General features: G+C 68.7%; 23 protein-coding genes. 11 read left to right on the top strand and 12 right to left on the bottom strand.

Going from position 1 to position 25,316, the window contains the following annotated elements:
- Positions 1 to 43: 43 nt before the first annotated feature.
- From PCQ86_RS01150 to PCQ86_RS01135, 4 genes are all read right to left on the bottom strand, one after another.
- The gene (locus PCQ86_RS01150) at positions 44 to 1,324 is read right to left on the bottom strand and encodes an acetyl-CoA hydrolase/transferase family protein (protein ID WP_270174666.1); all 1,281 of its coding nucleotides are present in this window, start codon (positions 1,322 to 1,324) and stop codon (positions 44 to 46) included.
- Positions 1,325 to 1,495: 171 nt separating this feature from the next.
- A complete protein-coding gene (locus tag PCQ86_RS01145; protein WP_270174665.1) occupies positions 1,496 to 2,290 on the bottom strand; it encodes an enoyl-CoA hydratase/isomerase family protein in 795 nt (264 codons plus the stop codon).
- Positions 2,291 to 2,368: 78 nt separating this feature from the next.
- Entirely contained in the window at positions 2,369 to 3,262 is an 894-nt protein-coding gene (locus PCQ86_RS01140) for a MaoC family dehydratase (protein WP_270174664.1), read from the bottom strand.
- Between the two features lie 262 nt (positions 3,263 to 3,524).
- Positions 3,525 to 4,442: an SDR family NAD(P)-dependent oxidoreductase gene (locus PCQ86_RS01135; protein ID WP_011803589.1), complete on the bottom strand. Its 918-nt coding sequence runs from the start codon at positions 4,440 to 4,442 to the stop codon at positions 3,525 to 3,527.
- A 202-nt stretch (positions 4,443 to 4,644) separates the two neighbouring features.
- Between PCQ86_RS01135 and PCQ86_RS01130 the strand changes: the two genes are divergently transcribed.
- The 8 genes from PCQ86_RS01130 to PCQ86_RS01095 all read left to right on the top strand — a co-directional run bounded on the left by PCQ86_RS01130 (position 4,645) and on the right by PCQ86_RS01095 (position 13,580).
- On the top strand, positions 4,645 to 5,541 hold the full coding sequence (locus PCQ86_RS01130; RefSeq protein WP_270174663.1) for an FAS1-like dehydratase domain-containing protein: 897 nt from the start codon (positions 4,645 to 4,647) through the stop codon (positions 5,539 to 5,541).
- 71 nt (positions 5,542 to 5,612) lie between these two features.
- Entirely contained in the window at positions 5,613 to 6,773 is a 1,161-nt protein-coding gene (locus PCQ86_RS01125) for an acyl-CoA dehydrogenase family protein (protein ID WP_270175471.1), read from the top strand.
- A 183-nt stretch (positions 6,774 to 6,956) separates the two neighbouring features.
- Positions 6,957 to 8,147 (top strand): CaiB/BaiF CoA transferase family protein, encoded by a 1,191-nt coding sequence (locus PCQ86_RS01120; protein WP_270174662.1) that lies wholly within the window; start codon positions 6,957 to 6,959, stop codon positions 8,145 to 8,147.
- A gap of 318 nt (positions 8,148 to 8,465) precedes the next feature.
- Positions 8,466 to 9,830, top strand: coding sequence for an MmgE/PrpD family protein (locus tag PCQ86_RS01115; RefSeq protein WP_220638294.1), 1,365 nt, complete (start codon positions 8,466 to 8,468; stop codon positions 9,828 to 9,830).
- An 88-nt stretch (positions 9,831 to 9,918) separates the two neighbouring features.
- Entirely contained in the window at positions 9,919 to 10,926 is a 1,008-nt protein-coding gene (locus tag PCQ86_RS01110) for a tripartite tricarboxylate transporter substrate binding protein BugD (protein ID WP_196994642.1), read from the top strand.
- A gap of 63 nt (positions 10,927 to 10,989) precedes the next feature.
- A complete protein-coding gene (locus PCQ86_RS01105; protein ID WP_270174661.1) occupies positions 10,990 to 11,367 on the top strand; it encodes a VOC family protein in 378 nt (125 codons plus the stop codon).
- A gap of 37 nt (positions 11,368 to 11,404) precedes the next feature.
- Positions 11,405 to 12,274 (top strand): HpcH/HpaI aldolase/citrate lyase family protein, encoded by an 870-nt coding sequence (locus PCQ86_RS01100; RefSeq protein WP_270174660.1) that lies wholly within the window; start codon positions 11,405 to 11,407, stop codon positions 12,272 to 12,274.
- Between the two features lie 82 nt (positions 12,275 to 12,356).
- Complete coding sequence (locus PCQ86_RS01095; protein WP_270174659.1) at positions 12,357 to 13,580, top strand: MFS transporter; 1,224 nt, start codon at positions 12,357 to 12,359, stop codon at positions 13,578 to 13,580.
- A gap of 36 nt (positions 13,581 to 13,616) precedes the next feature.
- Here PCQ86_RS01095 and PCQ86_RS01090 read toward each other — a convergent pair whose 3' ends face one another.
- The 8 genes from PCQ86_RS01090 to PCQ86_RS01055 all read right to left on the bottom strand — a co-directional run bounded on the left by PCQ86_RS01090 (position 13,617) and on the right by PCQ86_RS01055 (position 21,269).
- On the bottom strand, positions 13,617 to 14,729 hold the full coding sequence (locus tag PCQ86_RS01090) for a CaiB/BaiF CoA transferase family protein (protein ID WP_270174658.1): 1,113 nt from the start codon (positions 14,727 to 14,729) through the stop codon (positions 13,617 to 13,619).
- Between the two features lie 43 nt (positions 14,730 to 14,772).
- Complete coding sequence (locus PCQ86_RS01085) at positions 14,773 to 15,561, bottom strand: IclR family transcriptional regulator (RefSeq protein WP_442874488.1); 789 nt, start codon at positions 15,559 to 15,561, stop codon at positions 14,773 to 14,775.
- A gap of 40 nt (positions 15,562 to 15,601) precedes the next feature.
- Positions 15,602 to 16,396, bottom strand: a complete 795-nt coding sequence (locus PCQ86_RS01080; protein WP_270174656.1) for an enoyl-CoA hydratase/isomerase family protein — start codon at positions 16,394 to 16,396, stop codon at positions 15,602 to 15,604.
- The gene (locus PCQ86_RS01075; RefSeq protein ID WP_270174655.1) at positions 16,393 to 17,199 is read right to left on the bottom strand and encodes an SDR family oxidoreductase; all 807 of its coding nucleotides are present in this window, start codon (positions 17,197 to 17,199) and stop codon (positions 16,393 to 16,395) included. The genes PCQ86_RS01080 and PCQ86_RS01075 overlap by 4 nt, the downstream gene beginning before the upstream one ends.
- A gap of 12 nt (positions 17,200 to 17,211) precedes the next feature.
- Positions 17,212 to 18,210: a Bug family tripartite tricarboxylate transporter substrate binding protein gene (locus PCQ86_RS01070; protein ID WP_270174654.1), complete on the bottom strand. Its 999-nt coding sequence runs from the start codon at positions 18,208 to 18,210 to the stop codon at positions 17,212 to 17,214.
- 100 nt (positions 18,211 to 18,310) lie between these two features.
- Positions 18,311 to 19,075 (bottom strand): crotonase/enoyl-CoA hydratase family protein, encoded by a 765-nt coding sequence (locus PCQ86_RS01065; RefSeq protein ID WP_270174653.1) that lies wholly within the window; start codon positions 19,073 to 19,075, stop codon positions 18,311 to 18,313.
- Between the two features lie 182 nt (positions 19,076 to 19,257).
- Positions 19,258 to 20,025, bottom strand: a complete 768-nt coding sequence (locus tag PCQ86_RS01060; RefSeq protein WP_270174652.1) for an SDR family NAD(P)-dependent oxidoreductase — start codon at positions 20,023 to 20,025, stop codon at positions 19,258 to 19,260.
- 65 nt (positions 20,026 to 20,090) lie between these two features.
- Complete coding sequence (locus PCQ86_RS01055) at positions 20,091 to 21,269, bottom strand: thiolase family protein (RefSeq protein WP_270174651.1); 1,179 nt, start codon at positions 21,267 to 21,269, stop codon at positions 20,091 to 20,093.
- Positions 21,270 to 21,478: 209 nt separating this feature from the next.
- Between PCQ86_RS01055 and PCQ86_RS01050 the strand changes: the two genes are divergently transcribed.
- The 3 genes from PCQ86_RS01050 (at position 21,479) to PCQ86_RS01040 (ending at position 25,311) form a co-directional block, all read left to right on the top strand.
- Positions 21,479 to 23,053, top strand: coding sequence for an AMP-binding protein (locus PCQ86_RS01050; protein ID WP_270175470.1), 1,575 nt, complete (start codon positions 21,479 to 21,481; stop codon positions 23,051 to 23,053).
- A gap of 72 nt (positions 23,054 to 23,125) precedes the next feature.
- Positions 23,126 to 24,280 carry an acyl-CoA dehydrogenase family protein gene (locus PCQ86_RS01045; protein WP_270174650.1) on the top strand — a complete coding sequence of 385 codons (1,155 nt, stop codon included), beginning with the start codon at positions 23,126 to 23,128 and terminating at the stop codon, positions 24,278 to 24,280.
- Between the two features lie 44 nt (positions 24,281 to 24,324).
- Complete coding sequence (locus PCQ86_RS01040; protein WP_012655225.1) at positions 24,325 to 25,311, top strand: Bug family tripartite tricarboxylate transporter substrate binding protein; 987 nt, start codon at positions 24,325 to 24,327, stop codon at positions 25,309 to 25,311.
- The last annotated feature ends 5 nt before the right edge of the window (positions 25,312 to 25,316 follow it).

Raw genomic sequence — 25,316 nt, 5'->3', positions numbered from 1 at the left:
TGAAAATGGCCGCTAGCGCTTATCTGACATGCGCTAATAGCTATCAAATTTGAAATACCGCGCCACAGCGGCGCAGCGTGTCGTGGGCCTGGCGCTCCAGGTCGGCGCGGTGTTCGGGGGCGGCAATGTCGATCAGCCGGCGCACGCGGCGCGACAGCGTCTGCCCCCGCAGGTCGGCCACGCCATGCTCGGTGACGATCAGGCCCGCGTCGCTGCGCGGCGTGCTCACCGGGCCCGAGAGCTGCGCCACGATGCGCGTCTTGCCCTTGGCGGTGGCGGGCAGCGCCACGATGGGCAGGCCGCCTTTGCTGCGGGCGGCGCCGCGCAGGAAGTCCACCGCGCCGCCCACGGCGCCCACGTAGCAGCCGGCGGCCACCTCGGCGTTGATCTGGCCGGTGAGGTCCACCTCGATGGCCGCGTTGATGGCGGTGAGCTTGTGGCTGGTGGCAAGCACCCCGGGGTCGTGCGTGTAGTCGGTGCCGCGCAGCTCGATATGTGGGTTGCGGTGCGCCCAGCGGCGCAGGCGCTCGCCACCCATGAGAATGCCGCCGATGCCCACGCCGGTGTCCAGACTCTTCCTGGCGTTGGTGAGCACGCCGGCTTCGGCCAGAGCGGCAATGCCGTCGCCCACTGCACCGCTGTGCAGGCCAAGGTCGCGGTGGCCGTGCAGCGCGGCCAGCACGGCCTCGGGCAGGTTACCGATGCCCAGCTGCAGCGTGGCGCCGTCCTCCACCCACCCCGCCACATGGCGCGCAATGGCCTGCTCCACCGGGCCGGGCGCGCTGCGGCTCTGGTTCAGCGGCGGGTGCTCGGCGTCGATGAGCAGCGCGAAGTCGCTGGCCTGCAGGTGCAGGCCGCCGTGCGTCCAGGGCACGTCGGGGTGCACCTCGGCGATCACCACACGCGCGCGCTCGATGGCGGCGGGCAGGTATTCCTGCACCAGCCCCAGGCTGTAGCGGCCCTGCGCATCGGGCGGCGACACCTGCAGCAGCACCACGTCGGCCGGCAGCACCCCCGCGCGGATCAGGCCCGGCAGATGGGAATAGTGGCTGGGCAGGATGTCCAGCACGCCGGCCTGGGCCAGGGCGCGGTGCGGCCCGCCCGCGGCATAGCCGAAGAAACCGATGGCGTCGGCCTGCCCGGGCTGCAGCGTGTCCGACGCGCCGATGCCCACGAACACGCGCAGCCGCCCGCCCTGCGCCAGCGCGTGGCGCTGCTGCACCACGGCGCGTGTGAGCGTCAGCGGCTCGGCCGTGGCCTGGCCCCACCACAGCGTGTCGCCGGGGCGGATCAGTGCCTGCAAGCGTTCGGCCAATGCGCTCATATCAGGCATCCATGGCGCAGCGCGCCACCCGCAAGCCATGAAACTGGCGCGCCGGCACCGGTCCGATGGCCGCGGAGCAGGCCATGCCAGCGGACGCCGTGGAGCGGGCTTTGCCCGGCCACTGGCGTCGTCCCCCTGGGGGGATGGCGCCACAGGCGACACAGGGGGGAGTCATTTCCTGTCCCAGTCGAAGCGCAACGGCTGCTTGTCCTTGAAGCGTCGCACCGCGTCCTGGTGGTAGTCGGAGCCACGGCACACAGATTGCGCATAGGACTCCAGTTCGGCGATGGTGCGCGCGTCGCTCTCGAAGGACTGGTTCATGATGGTCTTGGCCATGCCGATGGCAGCGGTGGAGGCCTCGCCAAACCGCTGCGCCAGCGCCAACGCGGCCTCGGTCAGCGCGGTGGCGTCGTCCACGATGTCGAACACCATGCCCAGTTGCTTGGCTTCCTCGGCATCGACGGTGCGCGCGGTGAAGACCAGCTCCTTGGCCTTTTGCTGGCCCACGATGCGCGGCAGCAGGTGCATCGCGCCCAGGTCGGGGATCAGGCCGATGCGGCCGAACACCGCGCAGAACTTGGCGCGGCGCGTGGCCAGCACGAAGTCGGCTGCCAGCGCCAGGCTCAGGCCCGCGCCGAAGGCCGGGCCGTCCACCGCGGCGATCACGGGCTTTTCCAGGTTCACGAGTTCGGGGAACCACTGGTGCAGCTCGCGCATGCCCTTGCGAAAGGCCAGGCCGGTGCGGGTGGTGTCCAGCATGGCCGAGATGTCGCCGCCCGAGCAGAACGCGCCGCCCGCGCCGGTGAGGATGACCGCGTGCACCTGCGCGTCATCGCGCATCTGCGCGATGGCGGCGGCCAGGGCCGGGCGCATGGCCTGGTTGAGCGCGTTGCGTGCCTCAGGGCGGTTCAGGGTGATGGTGCCGACGCCGTCCTGCACGGAGGTCAACACGGGGGATGCGCTCATGGCGTGCTCCAGGGTATTTGATTCAGAACGAGCTCCAGCGCTTACCTATGAAGCGCCGGCAGCTCACTTTTTGATAGCTCACGCCAGTTCGGCGAAGCCGTGGCTCAGCACCACCTTGTCGCGTTCGAGCACACGGGCGCGCAGCTGCACCTGCGCCGGCTGGCCGGGCACGCGCCAGATCTCGGTCACCAGCGTCTCGCCCGGGTACACCGGGGCGGCAAAGCGGATGTCCAGCGCCTTGAGGCGCGCGGGATCGCCGCCGCAGCACTGGCGCAGCAGCGCGTGCGCCACCAGGCCGTAACTGGCCAGCCCGTGCAGGATGGGGCGCTCGAAGCCGGCCTTGGCGGCCACGGCCGGGTCGGCGTGCAGCGGGTTGTAGTCGCCCATCAGGCGGTAGAGCAGCGCCGCCTCGGGGCGGGTGGGCTGGGTGTCGGTGAAGTCGGGCGCGCGGTCCTGCGGCGTGGGCTGCAGCGCGGGCAGCGGTGCGTCGCTGGGCTGGCCGCCTCCCTGCTGGCTGTAGCCGCCATCCCCGCGCAGAAAGGTCACCTGCTGCACGGTGGCCAGCAGCTCGCCGGCGGCGGTTTCCAGGCGCCGCTCCGTCACCATGATGGCGCCCTTGCCCTCGCCCTTGTCGGTCAGGTGCGTGATGCGGTTGTGGCCCACGACCTCGCCGCTCGCGGGCAGCGGGCGGTGCAGGCGCATGCGCTGCTCGCCGTGCAGGAGCTTGACCCAGTCGATGCCCGTGTCCGGCTCGCGCGCCCAGAAGCCCGGGTAGCCCAGCACCACGGCCTGCGACGGCAGGGCGCGCAGGCCGCCTTCCAGCCCCTCGTAGACGAAGGGCAGCGCGCTGGCGTTCAGCGGATCGTTGCCCAGCCCGAGGCTGAGCGCGTAGAGCATGGTGTCGCGCTCGGTGTAGTGCTGGCGCACCGGCGTGAAGACCCGGCTTTTCAGGTGTTGGTAGTCAATAGCCATTTCGTTCCTCCATGACGCTGCACGTCACCTGCATCGCTTGAAACTGGCGCGCCCCAGCCCAGGGCAGCCGAGCAAGGGCCTGGGCCGGCCGCGCCGCCCCGCAGCGAGGGCTGCGTCCCCCTTCCCGCAGCGCGCAGCGCGCAGAGAGAAGGGGCTGAGGGCCGCGGCTCCAAGCCTGCCTGCGCAGGCTTGGACGGCCCCGAAGAGCTGCCGCCTCTGGCGGCTGCACCGAGGCGCGCAGCGCCTCAGGGGGTTGTCTCTGTCACACCGGATCCCAGGAGAACACGTCGCCCGAGCGCTCCATGGGCACGAACGAGGCCTTGAGCGCGGGCATGCCGTGCTCGGCGATGAACTCGGGCGTCCAGCCTTCGCTGCGGTGCACCGAGCGCAGGGGGCGCGGCTGGCTCATCAGGAAGATTTCGTTGTTGCGCACGGCGAAGACCTGGGCGTTCACGTCCTGGGCCTGGTCCGACAGCAGGTACACGGCCAGCGGAGCGATCTTGTTGGGCGTCATCTGCTGGATCTTGGCCACGCGCGCCTGCTGCTCGGGCGTGTCGGTGGGGATCGAGCCGATCATGCGGCTCCACGCAAAGGGCGCGATGCAGTTGGAGCGCACGTGGAACTTCTGCATGTCCAGCGCGATGGACTTGGACAGCGCCACCAGCCCCAGCTTGGCCGCGCTGTAGTTGGCTTGGCCGAAGTTGCCGATCAGGCCCGAGGTGGAGGTCATGTGCACGAAGGCGCCGCTCTCCTGCTCCTTGAAATGGTTGGCGGCCGCGCGGCTCATGTAGTAGCTGCCGTACAGGTGCACCTTGAGCACGGCGTCCCACTCGTCCAGGCTCATCTTGTGGAAGAAGCGGTCACGCAGGATGCCCGCGTTGTTGACCACGCCGTCGATGCGGCCGAAGTGGTCCAACGCGCACTGGATGATGCGGCCCGCCGCAGCGGCCTCGGCCACGCTGTCCATGTTGGCCACGGCCTGGCCGCCGGCAGCCTTGATCTCCTCGACCACCTTCTGCGCGGGGCCGGCGTCGGTGCCTTCGCCCGTGGTGGAGGTGCCGATGTCGTTCACCACCACCTTGGCCCCGGCGGCGGCCAGCGCCAGCGCCATGTCGCGCCCGATGCCGCCGCCAGCCCCCGTCACCACCACCACCTTGTCCTGCACCATCTTCTGCGCCATGTCTGTCGTCCTTTGTTTGCGATAGGAAATCAATGGCTGCGAGCATGACGGCAAAGGGCCGCCCGCGCTATTCGGCAATCGCAAGGGCGGGCTTCGGCCCCATGAAAGCGGCGCGAGGACCCCGGGGGCTTCATGGGCGCCGAAGAGGCGCTTTCACAAACGCGGATTGCGCGGGTGTCGGCCAGACCGCACGATAGCGACCATGACCGAACCCACCATCGACACCGCCCAGCTCGCGCACCTGCAGACCTGGCAGGGCCAAAGCGAAACCCTGAGCGACACCCTCACGGCCACGCCCATCGCGGCGCTGTCGGCCACGCTGGACCGCGACGACCCCGCGCCGGCTCCCGGCACCACCGTGCCGCCGCTGTGGCACTGGCTGTACTTCCTGCCGCATGCGCGCCAAAGCGAGATCGGCCCGGACGGGCACCCCAAGCGCGGGGGCTTTCTGCCGCCCGTGCCGCTGCCGCGCCGCATGTGGGCGGGCGGGCGCCTGCGCTGGGAAATGCAGGGAGATGGTGCCAACCCGCTGCAGGTGGGCCAGCAGGTGCAGCGCACCTCCACCATCCAGTCCGTCAAGCACAAGGCCGGGCGCTCGGGTGAGCTGCTCTTCGTGCTGGTGGAGCACCAGTACCGCAACGCGCAGGGCCTGGCGCTCACCGAGGAGCACGACATCGTCTACCGCAGCGCCGCCCAGCCCGGCGACCCGGCGCCCACGCCGCAAAAGCCGCCGCTGGAGGGCCAGGCCGCCTGGTCGCGCACCATCGTGCCCGACGCCGTGCTGCTGTTTCGCTACTCCGCGCTCACCTTCAACGGCCACCGCATCCATTACGACCGCAAGTACGTGACCGAGGTCGAGGGCTACCCCGGCCTGATCGTGCACGGCCCGCTGATCGCCACGCTGCTGCTGGACCTGCTGCGCCGCAGCCTGCCCGGTGCGCAGGTGCTCACGTTCGACTTCCGCGCCGTGCGACCGACGTTCGACCTGCACCCGTTCAGCGTGCACGGCAAGCCCTCCAGCGACGGCAAGTCCGTGGAGCTGTGGGCCCAGGACCACGAGGGCTGGCTGACCATGCAGGGCACCGCCACGCTGGCCTGAACACTACTAAATTCATAGCTACTAGCGCTTTCTGCATCAGCGCTAAAGAGCAAAAACACTTGAAATCCACCATGATCCACCAGCCCGACCAGTACCAGGAAATCCGCGACGCCGTGCGCGCTCTGTGTGCCCAGTACCCTGACGAATACTTCCGCAAGGTCGACGAGGCCCGCGCCTACCCCGAGGCCTTTGTCGATGCCCTGACCCAGGCCGGCTGGATGGCCGCGCTGATTCCGCAGGAGTACGGCGGCTCGGGCCTGACCATGGCCGATGCCTCGGTCATCATGGAAGAGATCAACCGCAGCGGCGGCAACTCCGGCGCTTGCCACGGCCAGATGTACGTGATGAACGCCATCGTGCGCAGCGGCAGCGAAGCGCAAAAGCAGAAATACCTGCCCATGATTGCCTCGGGCGAGCTGCGCATCCAGTCCATGGGCGTGACCGAGCCCACCACGGGCAGCGACACCACCAAGCTCAAGACCAGCGCCGTCAGGAAGGATGGCCGCTGGGTCATCAACGGCCAGAAGGTCTGGATCTCGCGCATCCAGCACAGCGATTTGATGATTTTGCTGGCGCGCACCACGCCCGCCGACCAGGTGAAAAAGCGCTCCGACGGCCTGTCGTGCTTCCTGATCGACCTGCACCAGGCGATTGGCAACGGCCTCACCGTGCGCCCCATCCTGAACATGGTCAACCACGAGACCAACGAACTGTTCTTCGACAACCTCGAGATCCCCGAGGACGCGCTGCTGGGCGAAGAAGGCAAGGGCTTCAAGACCCTGCTGGACGGCCTGAACGCCGAGCGCACGCTGATCGCCGCCGAGTGCATTGGCGATGGCTACTGGTTCATCGACCGGGCCAGCAAATACGCCAAGGAGCGCGTGGTGTTCAACCGCCCCATCGGCCAGAACCAGGGCGTGCAGTTCCCGATTGCCGATGCCTTCATCGAGCTGGAAGCCGCCAACCTGATGCGCTGGAAGGCCTGCGAGAAGATTGACGCCCACCAGAACGCGGGCGCCGAGGCCAACATGGCCAAGTACCTGGCGGCCAAGGCCAGCTGGGAAGCGGCCAACGTCTGCCTGCAGACCCACGGCGGCTTTGGCTTCGCGTGCGAGTACGACATCGAGCGCAAATTCCGCGAGACGCGCCTGTACCAGGTGGCGCCGATTTCGACCAACATGATCTACAGCTACGTGGCCGAGCACATCCTGGGCTTGCCCCGTTCGTTCTGAGATGAACAACCCCCTGAGCGGCTGCGCCGCTTCCCCCTTCTCTCGCGCTTCGCGCGGGAAGGGGGACGACGCCAGCGCGGCGGGGCGGCGCGGCCGGCCCAGGCCCTTGCGCGGCGTCTGCTGGCTTGGGTCGCGCCGGTCGCAAGCGCCGCTCACCGCGCTCGTACAGGGAACGACTGACCCATGACAAAAACCATCCGCCCCCTTGACGGCATCACCGTCGTCTCGCTGGAACACGCGGTAGCCGCGCCGTTCTGCACGCGGCAGCTGGCCGACCTGGGCGCGCGCGTCATCAAGGTAGAGCGCCCCGGCAGCGGCGACTTCGCGCGCGGCTACGACCAGCGCGTGAAGGGCCAGTCGTCGCACTTCACCTGGATCAACCGCAGCAAGGAGAGCCTGGCGCTCGATGTGAAGCAGCCCCAGGCCAAGGCCGCGCTGCTGCAGCTGCTCAAGACCGCCGACGTGCTGGTGCAGAACCTCGCGCCCGGCGCGGCCGCGCGCATGGGCCTGTCGTATGAAGTGCTCAAGGCGCACAACCCCAAGCTCATCGTGTGCGACATCAGCGGCTACGGCGCCGACGGGCCGTACCGCGACAAGAAGGCCTATGACCTGCTGATCCAGAGCGAGGCGGGGTTCCTCTCCGTCACGGGCACGCCCGAGACGCCATCCAAGTCCGGCATCTCGGTGGCCGATATTGCCGCGGGCATGTATGCCTACACCAACATCCTGTCGGCCCTGCTGCTGCGCGGCAAGACGGGCGAGGGCAGCCACATCGACGTGTCCATGCTCGAAGCCATGGGCGAGTGGATGGGCTATCCGATGTACTACGCCTTTGACGGCGCGCCGCCGCCACCGCGCACCGGCGCATCGCACGCCAGCATCTACCCCTATGGCCCGTTCGTGGCGGGCGATGGCAAGACGGTGATGCTGGGCCTGCAGAACGAGCGCGAATGGAAGGCCTTTTGCGACGCCGTGCTGCAGCGCCCCGAAGTGGCCACGGACGCGCGCTTCTGTTCCAACGCCCAGCGCAACGCCCACCGCGACGCGCTGCAGGCGCTGATCCTGCAAGAGTTCTCCACGCTCAGCGCCGCCCAGGTCGTCGAACGGCTGGACCAAGCGGGCATCGCCAACGCCCGCGTGAACGACATGGCCGACCTGTGGGCGCACCCGCAGCTGGCCGCACGCCAGCGCTGGATCGAAGTGGATTCCCCCGTGGGCCGCATCCCGGCGCTGCTGCCGCCCGGCGTGAACAGCGCGTTCGATTACCGCATGGATGCCGTGCCCGCCGTGGGCCAGCACAACGCCGCCATCCTGGCCGAGCTGGGCTGGAGCGCCGAGCAGATCGACGCCCTGCAGGCACCGCAACCTCTTTGACGCAAAAACCATAGCTGCTAGGGCCTGTTCACACTATTTTTGCCAGATGCGTTGCGATCAAAAAGGGCCAGGCGCAAGGCGCCAAACGAAGCTGGGGTGCTACCCCAGCGAGGCTTGGCAACGCCGCGAATGGCCCTTTTTGATCGCAACCCGGAGGGAACGGAGTGAAAACCGCGCCATTCGTCGTTGCCCTCCTAGCCAAGGCCCCGGCCTTGGCGTCGTCACGCGCCTAGATTGGCGCGGTTTTCACGCCATTCGCACTGGCAAAAATAGTGTGAACAGGCCCTAGCGCTTGATACGCCTGCCCGGGAGCCCGAAATGAAGCAAGAAACCCAAGTCACCATCCATCCCCTGGCCCAGTTTGCCGCCACGCTGCAGTGGAGCGACGTGCCCGCACCCGTGCAGCGCCGCACCGAAGACCTGTGGGTGGACTGGTTCGGCTCCGTGCTGGCCGGCTGCCGCGCCCGGCCCGTGGCCAGCATCACGCGCTTTGCCCTGTCGCAAGGCCCTGCCAGCGGCCCGGCCGAGGTGATCGGCCACGGCGCCACCAGCAGCCCCATGATGGCCGCGCTGGCCAACGCCGCGGCCAGCCATGTGGCCGAGCAGGACGATGTGCACAACGGCTCGGTGTTCCACCCGGCGGCCGTGGTCTTTCCGCCCGCGCTGGCCGTGGCGCAAAGCATCGGCGCCAGCGGCGCGCAGCTCATGGCGGCCTGCGTGGCGGGCTATGAGGTCGGCATCCGCGTGGGCGAATTCTTGGGCCGCAGCCATTACAAGGTGTTCCACACCACGGCCACGGCCGGCACGCTGGCGGCAGCCGCTGCCGTGGGGCGCCTGCTGAATCTCACGCCCGCGCAGATGCAGCACGCCTTTGGCTCGGCCGGCACGCAGTCGGCGGGGCTGTGGGAATTTTTGCGCACCGCGGCCGACAGCAAGCAGCTGCACACGGCCCACGCCGCCGCGGCCGGCCTGATGGCCGCCTACCTGGCCCAGGACGGCTTCACCGGCGCGCAGGACATCTTCACCGGGCCGCAGGGCCTGGCCGCGGGCATGTCCAGCGATGCCAACCCGGCCAAGCTCACCGAGGGCCTGGGCACCCGCTGGGCCACGGCCGAGACATCGTTCAAGTGGCATGCCTCGTGCCGCCATACGCACCCCGCGGCCGACGCGCTGCAGCAGGTGATGCGCGAGCACGGCCTGGCGCCCGCCGACATCGCACAGGTGACCTGCCATGTGCACCAGGGTGCCATCGACGTGCTGGGGCCGGTGGTCTCGCCCACCACGGTGCACCAGAGCAAGTTCTCCATGGGCACGGTGCTGGCATTGGCCGCACGCTTTGGCCATGCGGGTTTGACCGAATTCGACGAGCAGTTCCTGGCCCCGGACACTGTGACCTTGCGCGAGAAGGTGCGCATGGTGCTGGACCCCGAGGTGGACGCCGCTTACCCGCAGCGCTGGATCGGCAAGGTCACCGTGCAGACGACCGACGGCCGCACGCTGGCCGGGCGCGTGGAAGAGCCCAAGGGCGACCCCGGCAACACCCTCTCGCGCGAGGAACTCACGGCCAAGGCCCTGCGCCTGGCCGCCTACGGCGGCGCGGTGTCCGACGCGCAGGCCCGGGCGGCCGTGCAGCGCCTGTGGCAAGTGCAGGAGTGGCCGCGCACGCAGCATCTGCTGGGCTGACCGGCGGTCCCGCCTGCGCCGCGGCCCATGATCCCCCCAGGGGCGCAGAAGACGCCCCCTTCACCACCACCGACAAGGAGACATACGCATGACCGCACGCTTCACCCCGATTTCCCGACGCACCACCTTCGGCGCCATCGCCGCGGCCTGCGCGGCGATGGCCTTGGGCGGCCCTGCCGCCGCCAACACCTGGCCTGAAAAGAGCGTCACCCTGGTCGTACCCTACAGCGCCGGCGGCCCCACCGACGTGGTGGCGCGCCTGCTGGCCGTGCCCATGGGCCAGTCGCTGGGCCAGACGGTGGTGGTGGAGAACACCGTGGGCGCGGGCGGCACGCTGGCTCCCGCGCGCATCGTGCGCTCCAAGCCCGACGGCTACACCATCCTCATCCACCACATGGGCATGGCCACGGCCCCGGCGCTGTACAAGAAGCTGCCCTATGACCCGCTCAAGGACTTCGAGTACATCGGGCAGGTGCTGGATGTGCCCATGACGCTGCTGTCGCGCAAGGACTTCCCCGCCAACACCTTCCCCGAGCTGCTGGACTACGTGAAGAAGAACCAGGACAAGGTGTCGCTGGCCAACGCGGGCGTGGGTGCCGTGTCGCAGCTGTGCGGCATGCTGTTCATGCACCAGGTGGGCGTGAAGCTGACCACCGTGCCCTACAAGGGCGCCGGCCCGGCCATGAACGACCTGATGGGCGGCCAGGTGGACCTGCTGTGCGACCAGACCACGCAGACCGCCCCGGTGATCCAGGATGGCAAGCGCGCCAAGGTATTCGGCGTGACCACGCCGCAGCGCCTGGCATCCATGCCCAACATTCCCACGCTGGACGAGCAGGGCCTCAAGGGCTTCGACGTGAAGGTGTGGCACGGCATGTACGCCCCCAAGGGCACGCCCAAAGACGTGATCGAGAAGCTCAACAAGGCATTGAACGTGGCGATCAAGGACGAGAACGTGAAAAAGCGCATCGCCGAGCTGAGCTCCGACCTGGTCTCGCCCGACAAGGCCACGCCCGAAGGCCTGCGCAAGCACCTGGCGGCCGAGGTGGCGCGCTGGGACAAGGTCATCAAGGCCGCCGGCGTGAGCGCCGAGTAATCTCGCCCGTTTTGCCCCGGCTGGCACGCTGCCGGCCGGGGCGCTTGCACCACAAGGCACCCCATGATCGACCGGCTGGACCACCTCGTGCTCACCACCGCCCATGAAGCGCAGTGCGTGCACTTCTACAGCACCGTGCTGGGCATGGCGCTGCAGACCTTTGGCGAAGGCCGCAAGGCCTTTGTGTTCAACGGGCAGAAGATCAACCTGCACATCCAGGGCCGCGAGTTCGAGCCCAAGGCCCTGCACCCCCTGCCGGGCGCGCTGGACCTGTGCTTCATTGCGTCCATCCCGCTGGCGCAGGTGCAGCAGCGCCTGGCCGAGCACGGCATTGCCATCGAGTGCGGCCCGGTGCAGCGCACCGGCGCGCGCGGCCCCATCCTCTCGGTCTACGTGCGCGACCCGGACCACAACCTGATCGAAATCTCCGAATACGCCTGACCCGCGCTGTTCCCGCCTCCCTGCTTCCCTGCTTCCCATGACCGACTCCGTGCGCCACGCCTGCTCCTTCCTCTTCGTTCCCGCCACCCAGCCCGAGCGGCTGCCCAAGGCCCTGGCCAGCGGCGCCGACCTGGTGATTGCCGACTGGGAGGACGCTGTGGCCCCCGCAGACAAGGAACGCGCCCGCACCGCCCTGGCCGATGCGCTGACCGCCCTGCCGGCCCCGCAGCGCGCACGGCTGCTGGTGCGCATCAACAGCGAGGCAACCCCCTGGTTTGCGGCCGATCTGCAGGCGTTGGCACAACTCACCGCCCAGGGCTTGGCCGGCGCCGTGGTGCCCAAGGCCGAGCGCGCGCAGACCCTGCAGGCCGTGGCCCGGGCCGCCGGGCCGCAGGCTGCGCTGGTGCCGCTGGTGGAAAGCGTGGCGGGCCTGGCGGCCGCCGACGCGCTGGCTGCCGCGCCCCAGGTAGCGCGGCTGGCCTTCGGGCATCTCGACTTCCAGGTGGACGCAGGCATGGCCTGCGCCGAAGACGAGCAGGAGTTGCTGCCCGTGCGCATGGCCCTGGTGCTGGCCTCGCGCCGCGCGGGGCTGGCCGCGCCCATCGACGGCGTGACGGTGGACACGCGCAATCCCGAGCGCATGGGCCGCGATGCCGAGCGCGCGCGGCGCATGGGCTTTGGCGGCAAGCTGTGCATCCACCCGGCGCAGGTGCCAGTGCTGCATGCCGCGTTCGACCCCGATGAGGCCGCCGTGACCCATGCGCAGCGCGTGCGGCAGGCGCTAGAGCAGGCGGGCGGCGGCGTGTGCGTGCTGGACGGCCGCATGGTCGATGCACCGGTGCTGGCGCAGGCCGAGCAGACCTTGCTGCGCCACGCGCGGGCGCTGCAGCGCCTGGCGAGGGTCTGAAGGCCCGCTCCGGTTTCGTGCCTGCAGCTCTGCCGCGCGCCGGCACAATCACCGGCGTGCCCCTACCGTCATTCTTCCCTCGATGAGACTCTCCCGTACACAACCGCTGTGGGTCATGCTGCTCACGCTGCTGTCGGGCTTTGCGCTGAGCCAGGCTTACCGCACCACCACCGCCATCGTGGCCCAGGGCCTGCAGGCAGATTTCGGCCTGCAGGCTTCCTCGTTGGGGGCGTTTGCCGGACTGTTTGGTTTGTCGTTCGGCATTGCGCAACTGCTGATGGGCATCGCACTGGACCGCTACGGCCTGCGCCGCACGGTGCTGGTGGCTGCGCCCCTGGGCATCGCTGGTGCGGCCCTGTCTGCGCTGGCGCCCAGCTCTGGCTGGCTGATGGTCGGTCAGGTGCTGATCGGGGTGGGCTATTCACCCGCCTTCGTGGCCTGCACGCTGTTCATTGCGCGCTATTTCGCGGCCGACCGGTTTGCCTTTTTCTCGGGCCTGAGCATGGGCCTGGGCGGGCTGGGGTTGCTGTTCACCGGCACACCGCTGGCCTGGGTGGTGCAGCACTGGGGCTGGCGTGCCGGCTTTGGCCTGCTGGCTGGCCTGAGCCTGCTGTCGTGGCTGTTGATTTATGCGCTGGTGCATGAACCGGTACGTGCCGATACCGCACACCGTCCAGCCAGCAGCTGGGGGGAGGCGCTGACGGGCATGGGACGGCTCTTTACCGTGCCACACACCTGGGGCATCGTGATCCTCGGCATGTCGTGCTATGCGGCCTTTTTGTCGCTGCGCGGCCTGTGGCTGGGGCCTCTGCTGATCGACCGCTACGGTTTTTCGCTGGTGGACAGTGGCAACGTGGCGCTGGTGTTGTCGCTGATTGCGCTGTTCACCCCCGCCGCTTTCGGCCGCATGGACCCGGGCCCCGCCCGGCGCCGCACCTGGGTGGGCCGCGCTTCGCTGTCGATGGCCGGCCTGTTCGCCATCATGGCCTGGGTCAACAACGCCCAGGCCACGGTGGCGCTGATGATCGCGATGGGGCTGCTGTCAGGCTACAGCATCTTGCAATATGCCGACGTGCGCTCGTCCTACCCCAACGAACAGACGGGACGCGCCCTGTCGCTCTACACCATGGCCATGTTTCTGGGGGTGGCGCTGATGCAATCGCTGACCGGCGCCGTGGCCGCCTGGGCCACCAGCGCCGGGCTGGAGCCCTACCGCGCCGTGTTGCTGTGCATCGCCGCCTGGCTGGCGCTGGCGTCGCTGGCCTTCAGGCTGCTGCCAGCGTCCGCGCTGCTCCAGCAACGGTAACCAGGGCCGCGCGGGAGACTGCCCCGCGCAACGTGCTCAGCGCTGGCGCCACACGGCCCGCGCGCCGGACTGGCCCAGTCCTTCCATGACCGACTGCGTATGCGCGCCGGGCGCGCAGGCCTCGCCCGGCTCGTAGGCTGCACCGTCAAAGCGGGGCGCGGGTGCCGCCTGTAGCACCCCCTGGCGTTCGGAATACACATCCCGCGCACGCATGTGCGGGTGCTGCGCCGCCTCGACGGGGCTGAGCACGACGCCAAAACAGGCGTCGGTGGGCTCCAGCAGCGCCTGCCAGTGCGCACGCGGCTGCGCCAGGAACAGCGCGGCCAGCCGCGCGCGCCGCACCGGCCAGGCGGCCTTGTCCCATTGCGACCCGGTGAAATCGGGGTCCTCGGCCAGCCCCAGCACCTGCAGCAGCAGGGTGTAGAACTGCGGCTCGATAGCGCCCACGGTGACGTAATGGCCATCGGCGCAGACATAGGTGTCGTAGAAGGGCGCGCTGTCGTGGATGCTCTGGCCGCGCACATCGGCCACCAGGCCGCTCTGGCGCGCACTCAGCATCAGGTTCAGCATATGGGCCGAGCCGTCCACGATGGCTGCGTCCACCACCGTGCCGCGGCCCGTGGCGCGCGCCTGCACGATGCCCGACAGCAGCCCCGTCATCAGGTACATGGCACCGCCGCCGATGTCGCCAAGCACGGCGAAAGGCGAGACGGGCCGCGCGTCCGCAGGACTGCAGCCCCACAGCGCGCCGCTGACGGCGGCATAGTTCGTGTCGTGCCCCGCACGCGGTGCCAACGGTCCGCTCTGGCCCCAGCCCGTCATGCGCCCGTACACCAGGCGCGGGTTGACCGCCATGCACTCCTCGGGGCCCAGACCCAGGCGCTCCATCACGCCAGGGCGCATGCCCTCGATGAGCGCATCGGCCTCGGCCATCAGAGCCAGCACCAACTGGCGCCCCTCCTCGGTCTTGAGGTCGGCAAACACCGAGCGCTTGCCGCGATTGAGCAAGGCGCCGGTGGTCTCGCGGCCCTTCGTTTCACGGACTATCGAGATCACGTCTGCACCCAAATCGGCCAGGTGCATCGCACAAAACGGCCCCGGCCCCAGGCCGCCAATCTCCAGTACGCGCACGCTGTCCAGAACCTTCACGATGTCTCCTTGGTAGATGTTGTATGGGTGGCGGACGCGGGTATCAGGTGAGGCCGGAGGCCCCGAGCACGCTCTCCACCGAGCGCACCAGCGTGCGCAGGCGCGGGCCCAGGTCTGTCTCCAGCCGGGCGTACATGGGGCTGAACACCGGCACCGAGACGGCGAACACCCAGAGTTCCCCGTCCTGAGGCTGCGACATGGGCACGGCGATGGATTCGATCTCGCGGTGCAGGTCGCCGTGGCTGCGGCAGAAGCCGTGGCGCGCAAAGTCGTCGCGTGCGTCCGTCAGTCGCTGCTCCAGCCACGCGGCGCGCTGCGGTTCGTTGCGCTGCAGGTCCTGGAGGTAGGCCTTGCGCTCATCCTCGGCCATGCCCAGCAGGTAGGCGCGGCCCGTGGCCGTGCGCGACAGCGAGATGGGCACGCCGATTTCCTGGCGGAACACGGTGTTGCCCATGCCGTTGGCCAGCTCCACCATGCACAACCGGCGCTTGTGGCCCACGGCCAGCTGCACCTGCCCCTCGGTCAGGTCGGCCAGCGCCTGCATGTGCGGCCGGGCGAACTGGCGCAGGGCCATGCGCGTGAGCACGGGCGAGGACAACTGCAGCAGGCCCAGGCCGGGCACGTACTTGGACAGGCGCTCCGAGTAGCGCAGCAGGCCCAGCTCGCACAGCGTGTCCGTCAGGCGAAACAGCGTGGGCTTGGGCAGGCCGGTCAGGTCCATCAGCTCCTTGGCGCTGAGTTCCTGGCACTTGCTGGAGAAGCACCGCAATATGGAAACGCCACGCACCAGGGCGCTGACCAGTTTGCCGTCCGGATCTGCGTTCACGTTCACATTGACCTCAAAAAGCTTGAGATTTTCACCTGTTTCAAAGTCAGGTCTGCGGCCACTGGAAGGGCATCGGCCTTTTCTCCAGGAAGCAGCGCACGGCCTCGCGGTGCTCGGGCGTGCCCATGGCCAGAGCCTGGGCGTTGGCCTCCTGCTCCAGCAACGACGGCAGGTCGCTCGCGGCCAGCGCGAGCGAGCGCTTGATCAGGCTCAGCGCCACGGGCGATGCGCCCACGAAGCTGCGCGCAATCGCCTGGGCGCGGGCCTGCAGCGCCTCGGGCTCGGCCAGTTCGGTGGCAATGCCCAGGCGCAGCGCCTCCTCGGCCTGCACCTCGCGGCCCGATAGCATGAGCTCTCGCGCACGCTGCACGCCGACCACGCGCGGCAGGGTGTAGAACGCCGCGCAGTCCGGCACCACGCCCACGCGGATGAACGACATGGCAAAGCGCGCGCGGGTGCTGGCGATGATGAAGTCCGCCGCCAGCGCCAGGCTGAAGCCCGCGCCATAGGCCGCGCCATCGACGGCAGCAATCACCGGCTTGTCCAGCAGCATCAGGTCCTTGAGCCAGTCGTGCAGGCTGCTCAGGCGCTGGCGCCAGCCGCCGTTGTCCAGCCCGCTGGCGGCGATGTTGGAGAGGTCGCCGCCCGAGCAGAAATGCGCGCCCGCGCCCGTCAGCACCAGCGCGCGGATGGCCGGGTCGGCCTGCACCTGGCGCACCACCGCGGCCATCTCCACGCGCATGGCGGGGTCGAAGGCGTTGCGCTTGGTGGGGTTGCTCAGGGTCAGCGTGGCCACGCCGTCCTGCACCTCGAAAACGATGCGCTCGTATACCTGGCTCATGCCGCGCTCCGCGGCACGTACGACGCGCGCATGTCGCGCCCGCCGCGCAGCGACGATCCGCCGTCCACCGGGATGACGGCGCCCGTCACGTAGCCCGCCTGCGGCGACGAGAGGAACAGCGCCATGTTCGCAATGTCATCGAGCGTGCCCATGCGCTGCAGCGGCACGGTGGCCACGGCATTCGCCAGCGCCTCGGGCGTGGGCGCCAGGCGCCGCATGCCCTCGGTGTCACCGATCGGGCCGGGCGCGATGGCGTTCACGCGCACGCCCACCTCGCCCCATTCCATGGCCAGCACGCGCGTCATCATGTCGATGCCGGCCTTGGCGGCGCAGGCGTGCACCTGGTACATGGTGGGGTTCACGCCCTGCGGCGCCGAGATGTTGATGACGCTGGCGCCCGGTTTCTTGAGCATCGGGTATGCCAGGCGCAGCACGTGGAAGCTGCCGTTCAGGTCGATGTCGATCACGGTCTTGAAGCCGTTGGGCGACAGGTCGGCCGCGGGCGCGATGAAGTTGCCCGCTGCGCCGGAGATCAGCACGTCGATGTCACCGAACTGCGCATGCGCCTGGCGCAGCGCGGCGTCCACCGCAGCGGGGTCGCGCACGTCGGCACTGATGCCCAGCGCCTGCGCACCCAGCGCGCGCAGGCCTTCGGCCGCCTGCTGCACCTTGTCGGGCGAGCGGCTCATGACCACCACGTGGGCACCCGCGCGTGCAAACACCTGGGCGATGCCGAGGTTGATGCCGCTGGTGCCGCCGGCCACGAAGACGTGGCGGCCTGCGAAGGAGGAGGACTCAGCCATGGCGCCCTCCTTTCAGTCCAGCTGCAGCTTCTGGCTGCGGATCAAGTCGCCCCAGTCCTGCCGGTCGCGCTCCACGATCTTCGAGAACTGCTCGCTCGCCATGCCCCCGGGGCGGCCGCCCAGCTCGCGGTAGCGCTGGACCACGGCCGGGTCCTGCAGCACGGCGACGAGGTTGTCGGTGAGCTTCTTGACGACGGCCGGCGGCGTTTTGGCGGGCACGAAGAAGCCCATCCAGCCTACCTTGTCGAAGTCCTTCATGCCCAGCTCGGTCATGGTGGGCACGTCGGGCAGCTCGGGCTCGCGCGTGGCGCCGGTCACGGCCAGCGCGCGCAGCTTGCCATCCTTCACATGGCCCAGCGACCCCGTGAGGTTGTCGAACATGAACTGGGTCTCGCCGGCCACGATGGCCATGGTGGCAGGCGCCGAGCCCTTGTAGGGCACATGCACCACGTCCACCCCCGCGCTCTGACGCAGCAGCTCGCCCATCAGGTGCGTGGTCTGGCCCACGCCCGCGGACGAAAAGGCCAGCTTGCCCGGCTCGCGCTTGGCCGTGGTGACAAGCTCCTTCAGGCTCTTGATGGGCGATTTCACCGGCACGACCAGCACGTTGGCGAACGAGATCATGTCGGTCAGCGCCACGAAGTCCTCCGCCTTGTAGGGGAGCTTCTGATAGGCGGTGTAGTTGATGGCGTTGGAGCCAGTGTTGCCCACCAGCACGGTGTAACCGTCGGCCGGCGCGCGCGCCACGAGGCTGCTGCCCAGCGAGCCGCCCGCGCCGGGCTTGTTGTCCACCACGATGGGCTGGCCCAGCCGCTCGCTGAGCTTTTGCGCCATGAAGCGCACAGGCGTGTCGGTGGTGCCGCCGGCCGCGCCGGGCACGACGAAGGTGATGGGGCGTGTGGGCCACGCGGCGTCGGCCCGCGCGGGCTGCGACGCCGTCAGGGCGGCCAGGCCCAGCAGGGCGCTGGCGCCCGCCAGGCGCAGCGCGTGGCGGCGGTGAGAAAAAGGCATGGTTTGACTCCTGGGGTTCTTGCGGCGCCACGGCCGCTCTTTTGCTATGAATTAAATAGCTGTTTGCGCTTGATGGACGGGCGTTAGCGCCTCTTTTTCCTCAAACGCCTTTCCACACGGGTGCGCGCTTCTCGGCAAAGGCCGCAGCGCCCTCGCGCGCGTCCTGCGAGGCGAATACCGGCGCGGTGATGGCAGCCTGGCGCTCGAACATCTCGGCCTGCGACCAGTCGGCCGACTCCTGCGCCACGCGCTTGCTGGCGATCAGGGCCAGCGGCCCGTTGGCGGCCACGGCCTGGGCCAGCTCCAGGGCCGCTTCCAACGCCTGGCCGGGCTCGACCAGGCGGTTGATCAGGCCATAGGCCTGCGCGCGCTCGGCGCTGAACATGTCGCCCGTGAGGATGGCTTCCATGGCCACGTGGTAGGGCAGGCGCCTGGGCAGGCGCAGCAGCCCGCCGGCGGCAGCGGCCAAGCCGCGCTTGACCTCGGGAAGGCCGAATTGGGCCGTCTTGGCGGCGACGATCAGGTCGCAGGCCAGCACGGTTTCAAAGCCGCCGGCCAGGGCATAGCCCTCCACCGCCGCAATCAGCGGCTTGCGCGGGGGCTGCTGCGTGAGGCCCAGGAAGCCCCGCCCCGGCAGGCTGGGGCGCTTGCCCTGCAGAAAGCCCTTCAGGTCCATGCCGGCGCAGAACGTGCCGCCCGCGCCGGTGATGACGCCCACCTGCAGCGCGGGGTTGCGGTCCAACTCGTCCAGCGCCGCCGCCATGGCCTCGGCCATCTCCAGCGTGGCGGCGTTGCGCGCCTCAGGGTTGCTCAGCGTCATGACCAGCACGTTGCCGCGCACTTCGACCCATACCGTGGATGCCATCACAAATTCCTTTCAGTTCTTGATCGCGCTGCATGGCCCACACTGCATGCAACCGGCGCGACCTGAGGCCCGGGCAGCCGAGCAAGGGCCGCCCCGCAGCGAGGGCTGCGTCCCCCTGCCCGCGTAGCGCAGCGAAGCGAGAGCGGGGGGAAGCGGCGCAGCCGCTCAGGGGGGTGTCCTGATCACCTAGGCTGCATGCGGATGGCCCCATCGAGGCGGATGGTTTCGCCGTTGAGCATGGGGTTCTCCAGGATGTGCAGCGCCGTCATCGCGTACTCGCTGGGGTGGCCCAAGCGCGCGGGGTTGGGCACCGATGCGCCCAGGGACTGGCGCACGTTCTCGGGCAGCTTGGCCAGGATGGGCGTGTCGAACAGGCCCGGGGCGATGGTGCACACGCGGATGAACTTGGAGGCCAGGTCGCGCGCCGCCACGATGGTCATGCCGATCACGCCGGCCTTGGACGACGCATAGGGAATCTGGCCGATCTGCCCCTCGTAACCCGCCACCGACGCGGTGAGCACGCAAGCGCCGCGCTCGCCGTCGATCGGCTCGTTCTTGGCCATGGCAACGGCCGCCAGGCGCAGCGTGTTGAAGGTGCCGATCTGGTTCACGCGGATGATGTTGATGTACTTCTCCAGCGAGCCGGGGCTGCCGTCCTTTTCGATCAGGCGCACCGGGCCGCCGATGCCCGCGCAGTGCACCAGCGCGCGGAAGTTGCCGAACGCCTCGGCCGCGGCGATGGCCTGCTGCATCTGGCCTTCGTCGGACACATCGGCCTTCACATAGCGCAGGCGGCCGGCGTACTGCTGCTCCATGGCCTGGCCGCGCTCGTCGTTCAGGTCCACGGCCACCACGTTCAGGCCACGCTCCAGCAGCGCGATGGCCGAGGCCTCGCCCAGGCCCGAGACCCCGCCCGTGACGAGGGCGGTCATTCCTTGTTGCAGCTTCATGGATTCTTCCCCTTTTTGGTCTCTAGCGCTCGTCCATCAAGCGCTAGCAGCTATCAAATCAATAGTTACAGACGTTCGATGATGGTGGCGTTGGCCATGCCCCCGGCCTCGCACATGGACTGCAGGCCGTAGCGCTGGCCACTGTCTTCCAGGGCGTGCAGCATGGTGGTCATGAGGCGTATGCCCGAGGCGCCCAGCGGGTGGCCCAGGGCGATGGCACCGCCGCGCGGGTTCAGGCGCTCGCCGTCGGCCTTCAGCTCCTTCTGCCAGGCCAGGGGCACGGAGGCGAAGGCCTCGTTGATCTCGTAGTGGTGGATGTCGTCGAGCTTCATCCCGGCCTTGGCCAGCACGCGCTGCGTGGCCGGGATGGGCGCGGTGAGCATGTACAGCGGGTCGTCGCCCACCACGTCGAAGGCCACGAAGCGCGCACGGGGACGCAGGCCCAGCTGCTGGGCACGCTGCTCGCTCATGATGAGCATGGCGCTGGCGCCGTCGGTCATCTGGGAGGCGTTGCCGGCCGTGGTGGCCCACTGGATCTGCGGGAACCGCGCGGACAGCTCCTCGTTCTCGAACACGGCCTTCAGGCCGGCGAGCTTGTCCACCGTGGTGCCGGCGCGGATGGTCTCGTCTGCCGTCACGCGGCCGGCAGGGGTGTCGATGCCCACGATCTCGCGCGCAAAGCCTCCGCTGGACTGCGCCGCGTGGGCACGCTGGTGCGAGCGCGCGGCATAGGTGTCCAGCGCGGTGCGGTCCAGGCCCCATTGGGCGGCCACCAGGTCGGCCGAGACACCCTGCCCCACGAGGCCGGGGGCGTAGCGGGCGTCAAAGCGCGGGCCGGTGGTGTTCTTGCCCATGCGCGAGCTGCCCATGGGCACGCGGCTCATGGACTCGACGCCGCAGGCGATCACGATGTCCTGCGTGCCCGCCATGATGGCCTGCGCCGCGAAGTGCACGGCCTGCTGGCTGGAGCCGCACTTGCGGTCGATGGTGGTGGAGGGCACGTGCGCAGGCAGGCCCGCGGCCAGCCAGGCCAGGCGCCCGGGCGTGCCCGCCTGCTCGCCGGCTTGGCTCACGCAGCCGCAGATCACGTCGTCCACCGTGCCGGGATCCAACTGGTTACGGGCGACCAGTTGCTCCAGCACCTGCGAGAGCAGGTCCACGGGATGCACCTCGGCCAGTGCGCCATCGGGCTTGGCCCGGGCCATGGGGCTGCGGATGGCATCGACGATGACGGGAATATTCATACTGACTCCAGGTGTTTATGAGACAAATGATCCATTAAAAATGATTTCCAGCCGGTTTGAATGTGTTGAAGACCGTGTTTACCCGATGTGTTTTGGTCGGTACGCCTGAAAAAATCGTCTCACACAACATTTTTGTGAGACATGCATTTCGCATTTTTGGGTGACTCCAGTCCCCATGGCGGCGCACCGAGGAGCAACGGGTGACAGGTATGCAGGATTTCTTTGGCCGCGCGGCGGCAGCTCCCGACCGGGTGGTACTGGTCATGGCCGAGACAGGCGCGCGCTTCACCGCCGGCGAAGTGGCGCAACGCGCCATGGCGATGGCGCAGTGGCTCCACACCCAGGGCCTGCAGGCGGGCGAGCGCTTCGCGGTGGTGCTGGAAAACCGCGTCGAGATCCTGGCGCTGGCGCTGGCAGCCCGGCAGGCCGGCCTATATGCCGCCGTGCTCAGCACGCACCTGACACCGGCCGAGGTGGCCTACATCGTGCAGGACTGTGGCGCGCGGCTGGTGGTGGCGTCCGCCAAGACCCTGCCCCAGCTGGCCGAGTTGCAGGCCCACCATCCCCTGCCCTGCTGGACGGTGGACGAGGCCCCTGCGCAAGTCACGTCGGTGCAGGCCCCATCGCTACAGGCCGCGCTCGACGCCCTGCAGGGGCCGCCTGCGGACTTCGCCGACCGACCGCTGGGGCGCGATCTGCTGTATTCCTCGGGCACCACGGGCCGGCCCAAGGGCGTGCTCAAGCCCCTGTGGCCCGCCCACCTGCGCGGCCAGACCGACCCCGAGGCGCTGGGCACGGCGCGCATCATGGGCATGGGCGAAGAGACCGTGTACCTCTCGCCCGCGCCGCTGTACCACGCTGCGCCGCTGCGCTACACGCTGCGCGTGCTGGAGCTGGGCGGGCAGGCCGTGATCATGGAGCGCTTTGACGCCGAGACCGCCCTGGCCCTCATCGAGCGCTACCGCGTCACCCACAGCCAGTGGGTGCCCACCATGTTCGGCCGCATGCTCAAGCTGCCCGGGGCCGTGCGTCGGCGCTACGACCTGTCCAGCCACCGCGTGGCCATCCACGCCGCCGCGCCCTGCCCCGTGGATGTGAAGCACGCCATGCTCGACTGGTGGGGCGACATCCTCATGGAGTACTACGCGGGCTCCGAGGGCTGCGGCACGACGATGATCAACTCGGCCGAGTGGCGCCAGCGCCCCGGCTCGGTGGGCCGCCCCACCACGGGCCGGCTGCACATCGTGGGCGACGACGGGCAGGAGTTGCCCGCGGGCGAGATCGGACAGGTGTACTTCTCGGGCGGCGGACAGTTCAGCTACCTCAACGACGAGGAGAAGACGCGCCAGGCCATCAACGAGCGTGGCTGGATCACCTATGGCGACATCGGCCATGTGGATGCCGAGGGCTACCTTTACTTAAGCGACCGGCGCGCGGACCTGATCCTCTCGGGGGGCGTCAACCTGTACCCACAGGAGATCGAGAACGCCCTGCTGCGCCACCCCGACGTGTACGAGGTGGCGGTGGTGGGCGTGCCCCACCCCGACTTCGGCGAGCAGCCCCTGGCGGCCGTGGTGCTGCGCCACGGCGCGCAGGCCTCGCTGGACACGGCACGCGCCATTGCCGCCCAGGCGGCCGAGGTGTTGGCGCGCATGAAGCTGCCCCAGCGCGTGGTGTTCGTCGATGCGCTGCCGCGCCTGGAGACCGGCAAGCTGCTGCGCCGCAAGCTGAAGGAGCGCTTTCGTGACGAGCCGCAGGCGGGTTTTGCCCTGCGGGACTCCTGAAACCATAGCTACTAGCGCTTACCAGATAAGCGCTAAAGCCCATTTAGACATTTAGACCCTGAGACACCGACCATGCAAGACCTGATCCAGCGCACCGTTTTCCGTGAAGACCATGAACAGTTCCGTGACGCCGTGCGCCACTTCTTCGACAAGGAAATCGTGCCGCACCTGGCCGACTGGGAGCGCAACGGCATCGTGCCCAAGGAAGTGTGGCGCAAGGCCGGTCGCGAAGGGCTGCTCAACACCATGCTGCCCGAGCCCTACGGCAGCGGCGGTGACTTCGGCCATGCGGCCGTGTTGATCGAGGAAGTGGGCCGCACCAACGCCACGGCGCTGGGCTTTCCGCTGCACTCGGACATCGTGGCGCCCTACATCTACGCCTACGGCAACCAGGAGCAGCACGACCGCTGGCTGCCCAAGATGGCCGCCGGCGAATTGATCGGCGCCATTGCCATGACCGAGCCCGGCGCGGGCAGCGACCTGAAGTCGGTGCGCACCACCGCCAAACTGGTCAAGAGCAGCGAAGGCGACCACTACGTCATCAACGGTGCCAAGACCTTCATCACCAACGGCATCAACTCCGAGATCGTGATCGTGGTCTGCAAGACCGCGCCCGACCTGGGTGCCAAGGGCGTGTCGCTGATCGTGGTGGAAGACGGCACGCCGGGTTTCAGCAAGGGCCGCAAGCTGGAAAAGATCGGCCTGATGGGGCAGGACACCTCCGAGCTGTTCTTTGACAACGTGAAGGTGCCCGTGGGCAACCTGCTGGGCGAGGAGAACATGGGCTTCAAGTACCTGATGCAGGAGCTGGCCCAGGAGCGCCTGGTGGTGGCGGTGCGCGCGGCCCGCTGCATCGAGTCCTTCCTGCAAAAGACCATCGACTACACGCGCGAGCGCAAGGCCTTCGGCCAGACCGTGTTCGAGTTTCAGAACACGCGCTTCAAGCTGGCCGAGGCCAAGGCGCAGGCCACCATGCTGCGCACCTTCGTCGACGAATGCATGAAGCTGCACATGCAGCGCAAGCTGACGCCCGAGCGCGCCGCCATGGTCAAGCTCAACGCGACGGCGCTGCAGAACAAGCTGCTCGACGAGTTCCTGCAACTGCACGGCGGCTACGGCTACATGACCGAATACCAGGTGGGCCGCGCCTGGACCGATGCCCGCATCGGCCGCATCTACGGCGGCAGCGACGAGATCATGAAGGAAATCATCGCCCGCACGCTGTAGCACGAGCCATTCCCTTTCCACATAAAACCCAAGGAGACAACACCATGGCATTCACCCGGCGCAAGACCCTGGGCCAATGGCTACCCCTGATCGCCCTGGCCGCCACGTGCGGCGTGGGCGCCGCACAGGCGCAGGACCATTACCCGAGCAAACCCATCCGCGTCATCGTGCCCTATCCGGCCGGCGGCGGCACAGACATCATTGCCCGACTGATCGGCACGCAGCTGTCCCAGCGCCTGGGCCAGGCCGTGGTGGTGGAAAACAAGCCCGGGGCCAGCGGCATCCTGGGCAACGACACCGTGGCCAAGGCGCCCGGCGACGGCTACACGGTGCTCATGGGCATCACCACCGTTGTGCAGATCCCGGCGCTGTACAAGAAGGTGCCCTACAAGCTCAGCGACCTGGCCCCGGTGTCGCAGGTGGCCAAGTCGGCCGACCTGCTGATGGTGCCGCGCAGTTCGGGCGTGACCACGCTGCAGCAGTTCGTGGACAAGGCCAAGGCAGCCCCCGGCACGCTCAACTTCGGCAGCTACGGCAACGCCACCTCGTCGCACATGAACGGCGAGCGCTTCAAGCAAAAGGCCGGCATCGACATCACGCACATTCCCTACCAGGGCTCGGGCCCCGAGATGGCGGCCATGCTGGGCGGGCAACTGTCGCTGGCCTTCGTGGACGCCACGGCCGCCTACCCGCACATCAAGTCGGACAAGATCAACATCCTGGCCATCACCGGCGCACAGCGCCACCCGGCCCTGCCCCAGGTGCCCACCATGACCGAAGCCGGCTACCCCGGCCTGGAAGCCAACGGCTGGTTCGGCATGTTCGTGCCCGCCACCACGCCCAAGGCCATCGTGGACAAGCTGGGCAGCGAGGTGAGTTCCATCGTCAAGTCGCCCGAGCTGAACAAGCGTCTGACCGAGATGGGCCTGATCCCCGTGGGGTCCCTGCCCGACGACTTCAAGGCCCAGATCGACAAGGACGCTGCCCACTGGAAGGCCGTGGCCGAGGCCGCCAAGATCTCGATGGACTGAGATGA

Source organism: Diaphorobacter sp. ED-3 (genome assembly GCF_027625375.1).
Lineage (GTDB): Bacteria > Pseudomonadota > Gammaproteobacteria > Burkholderiales > Burkholderiaceae_C > Diaphorobacter > Diaphorobacter nitroreducens.
This window is presented reverse-complemented; position numbering and strand designations above follow the sequence as displayed.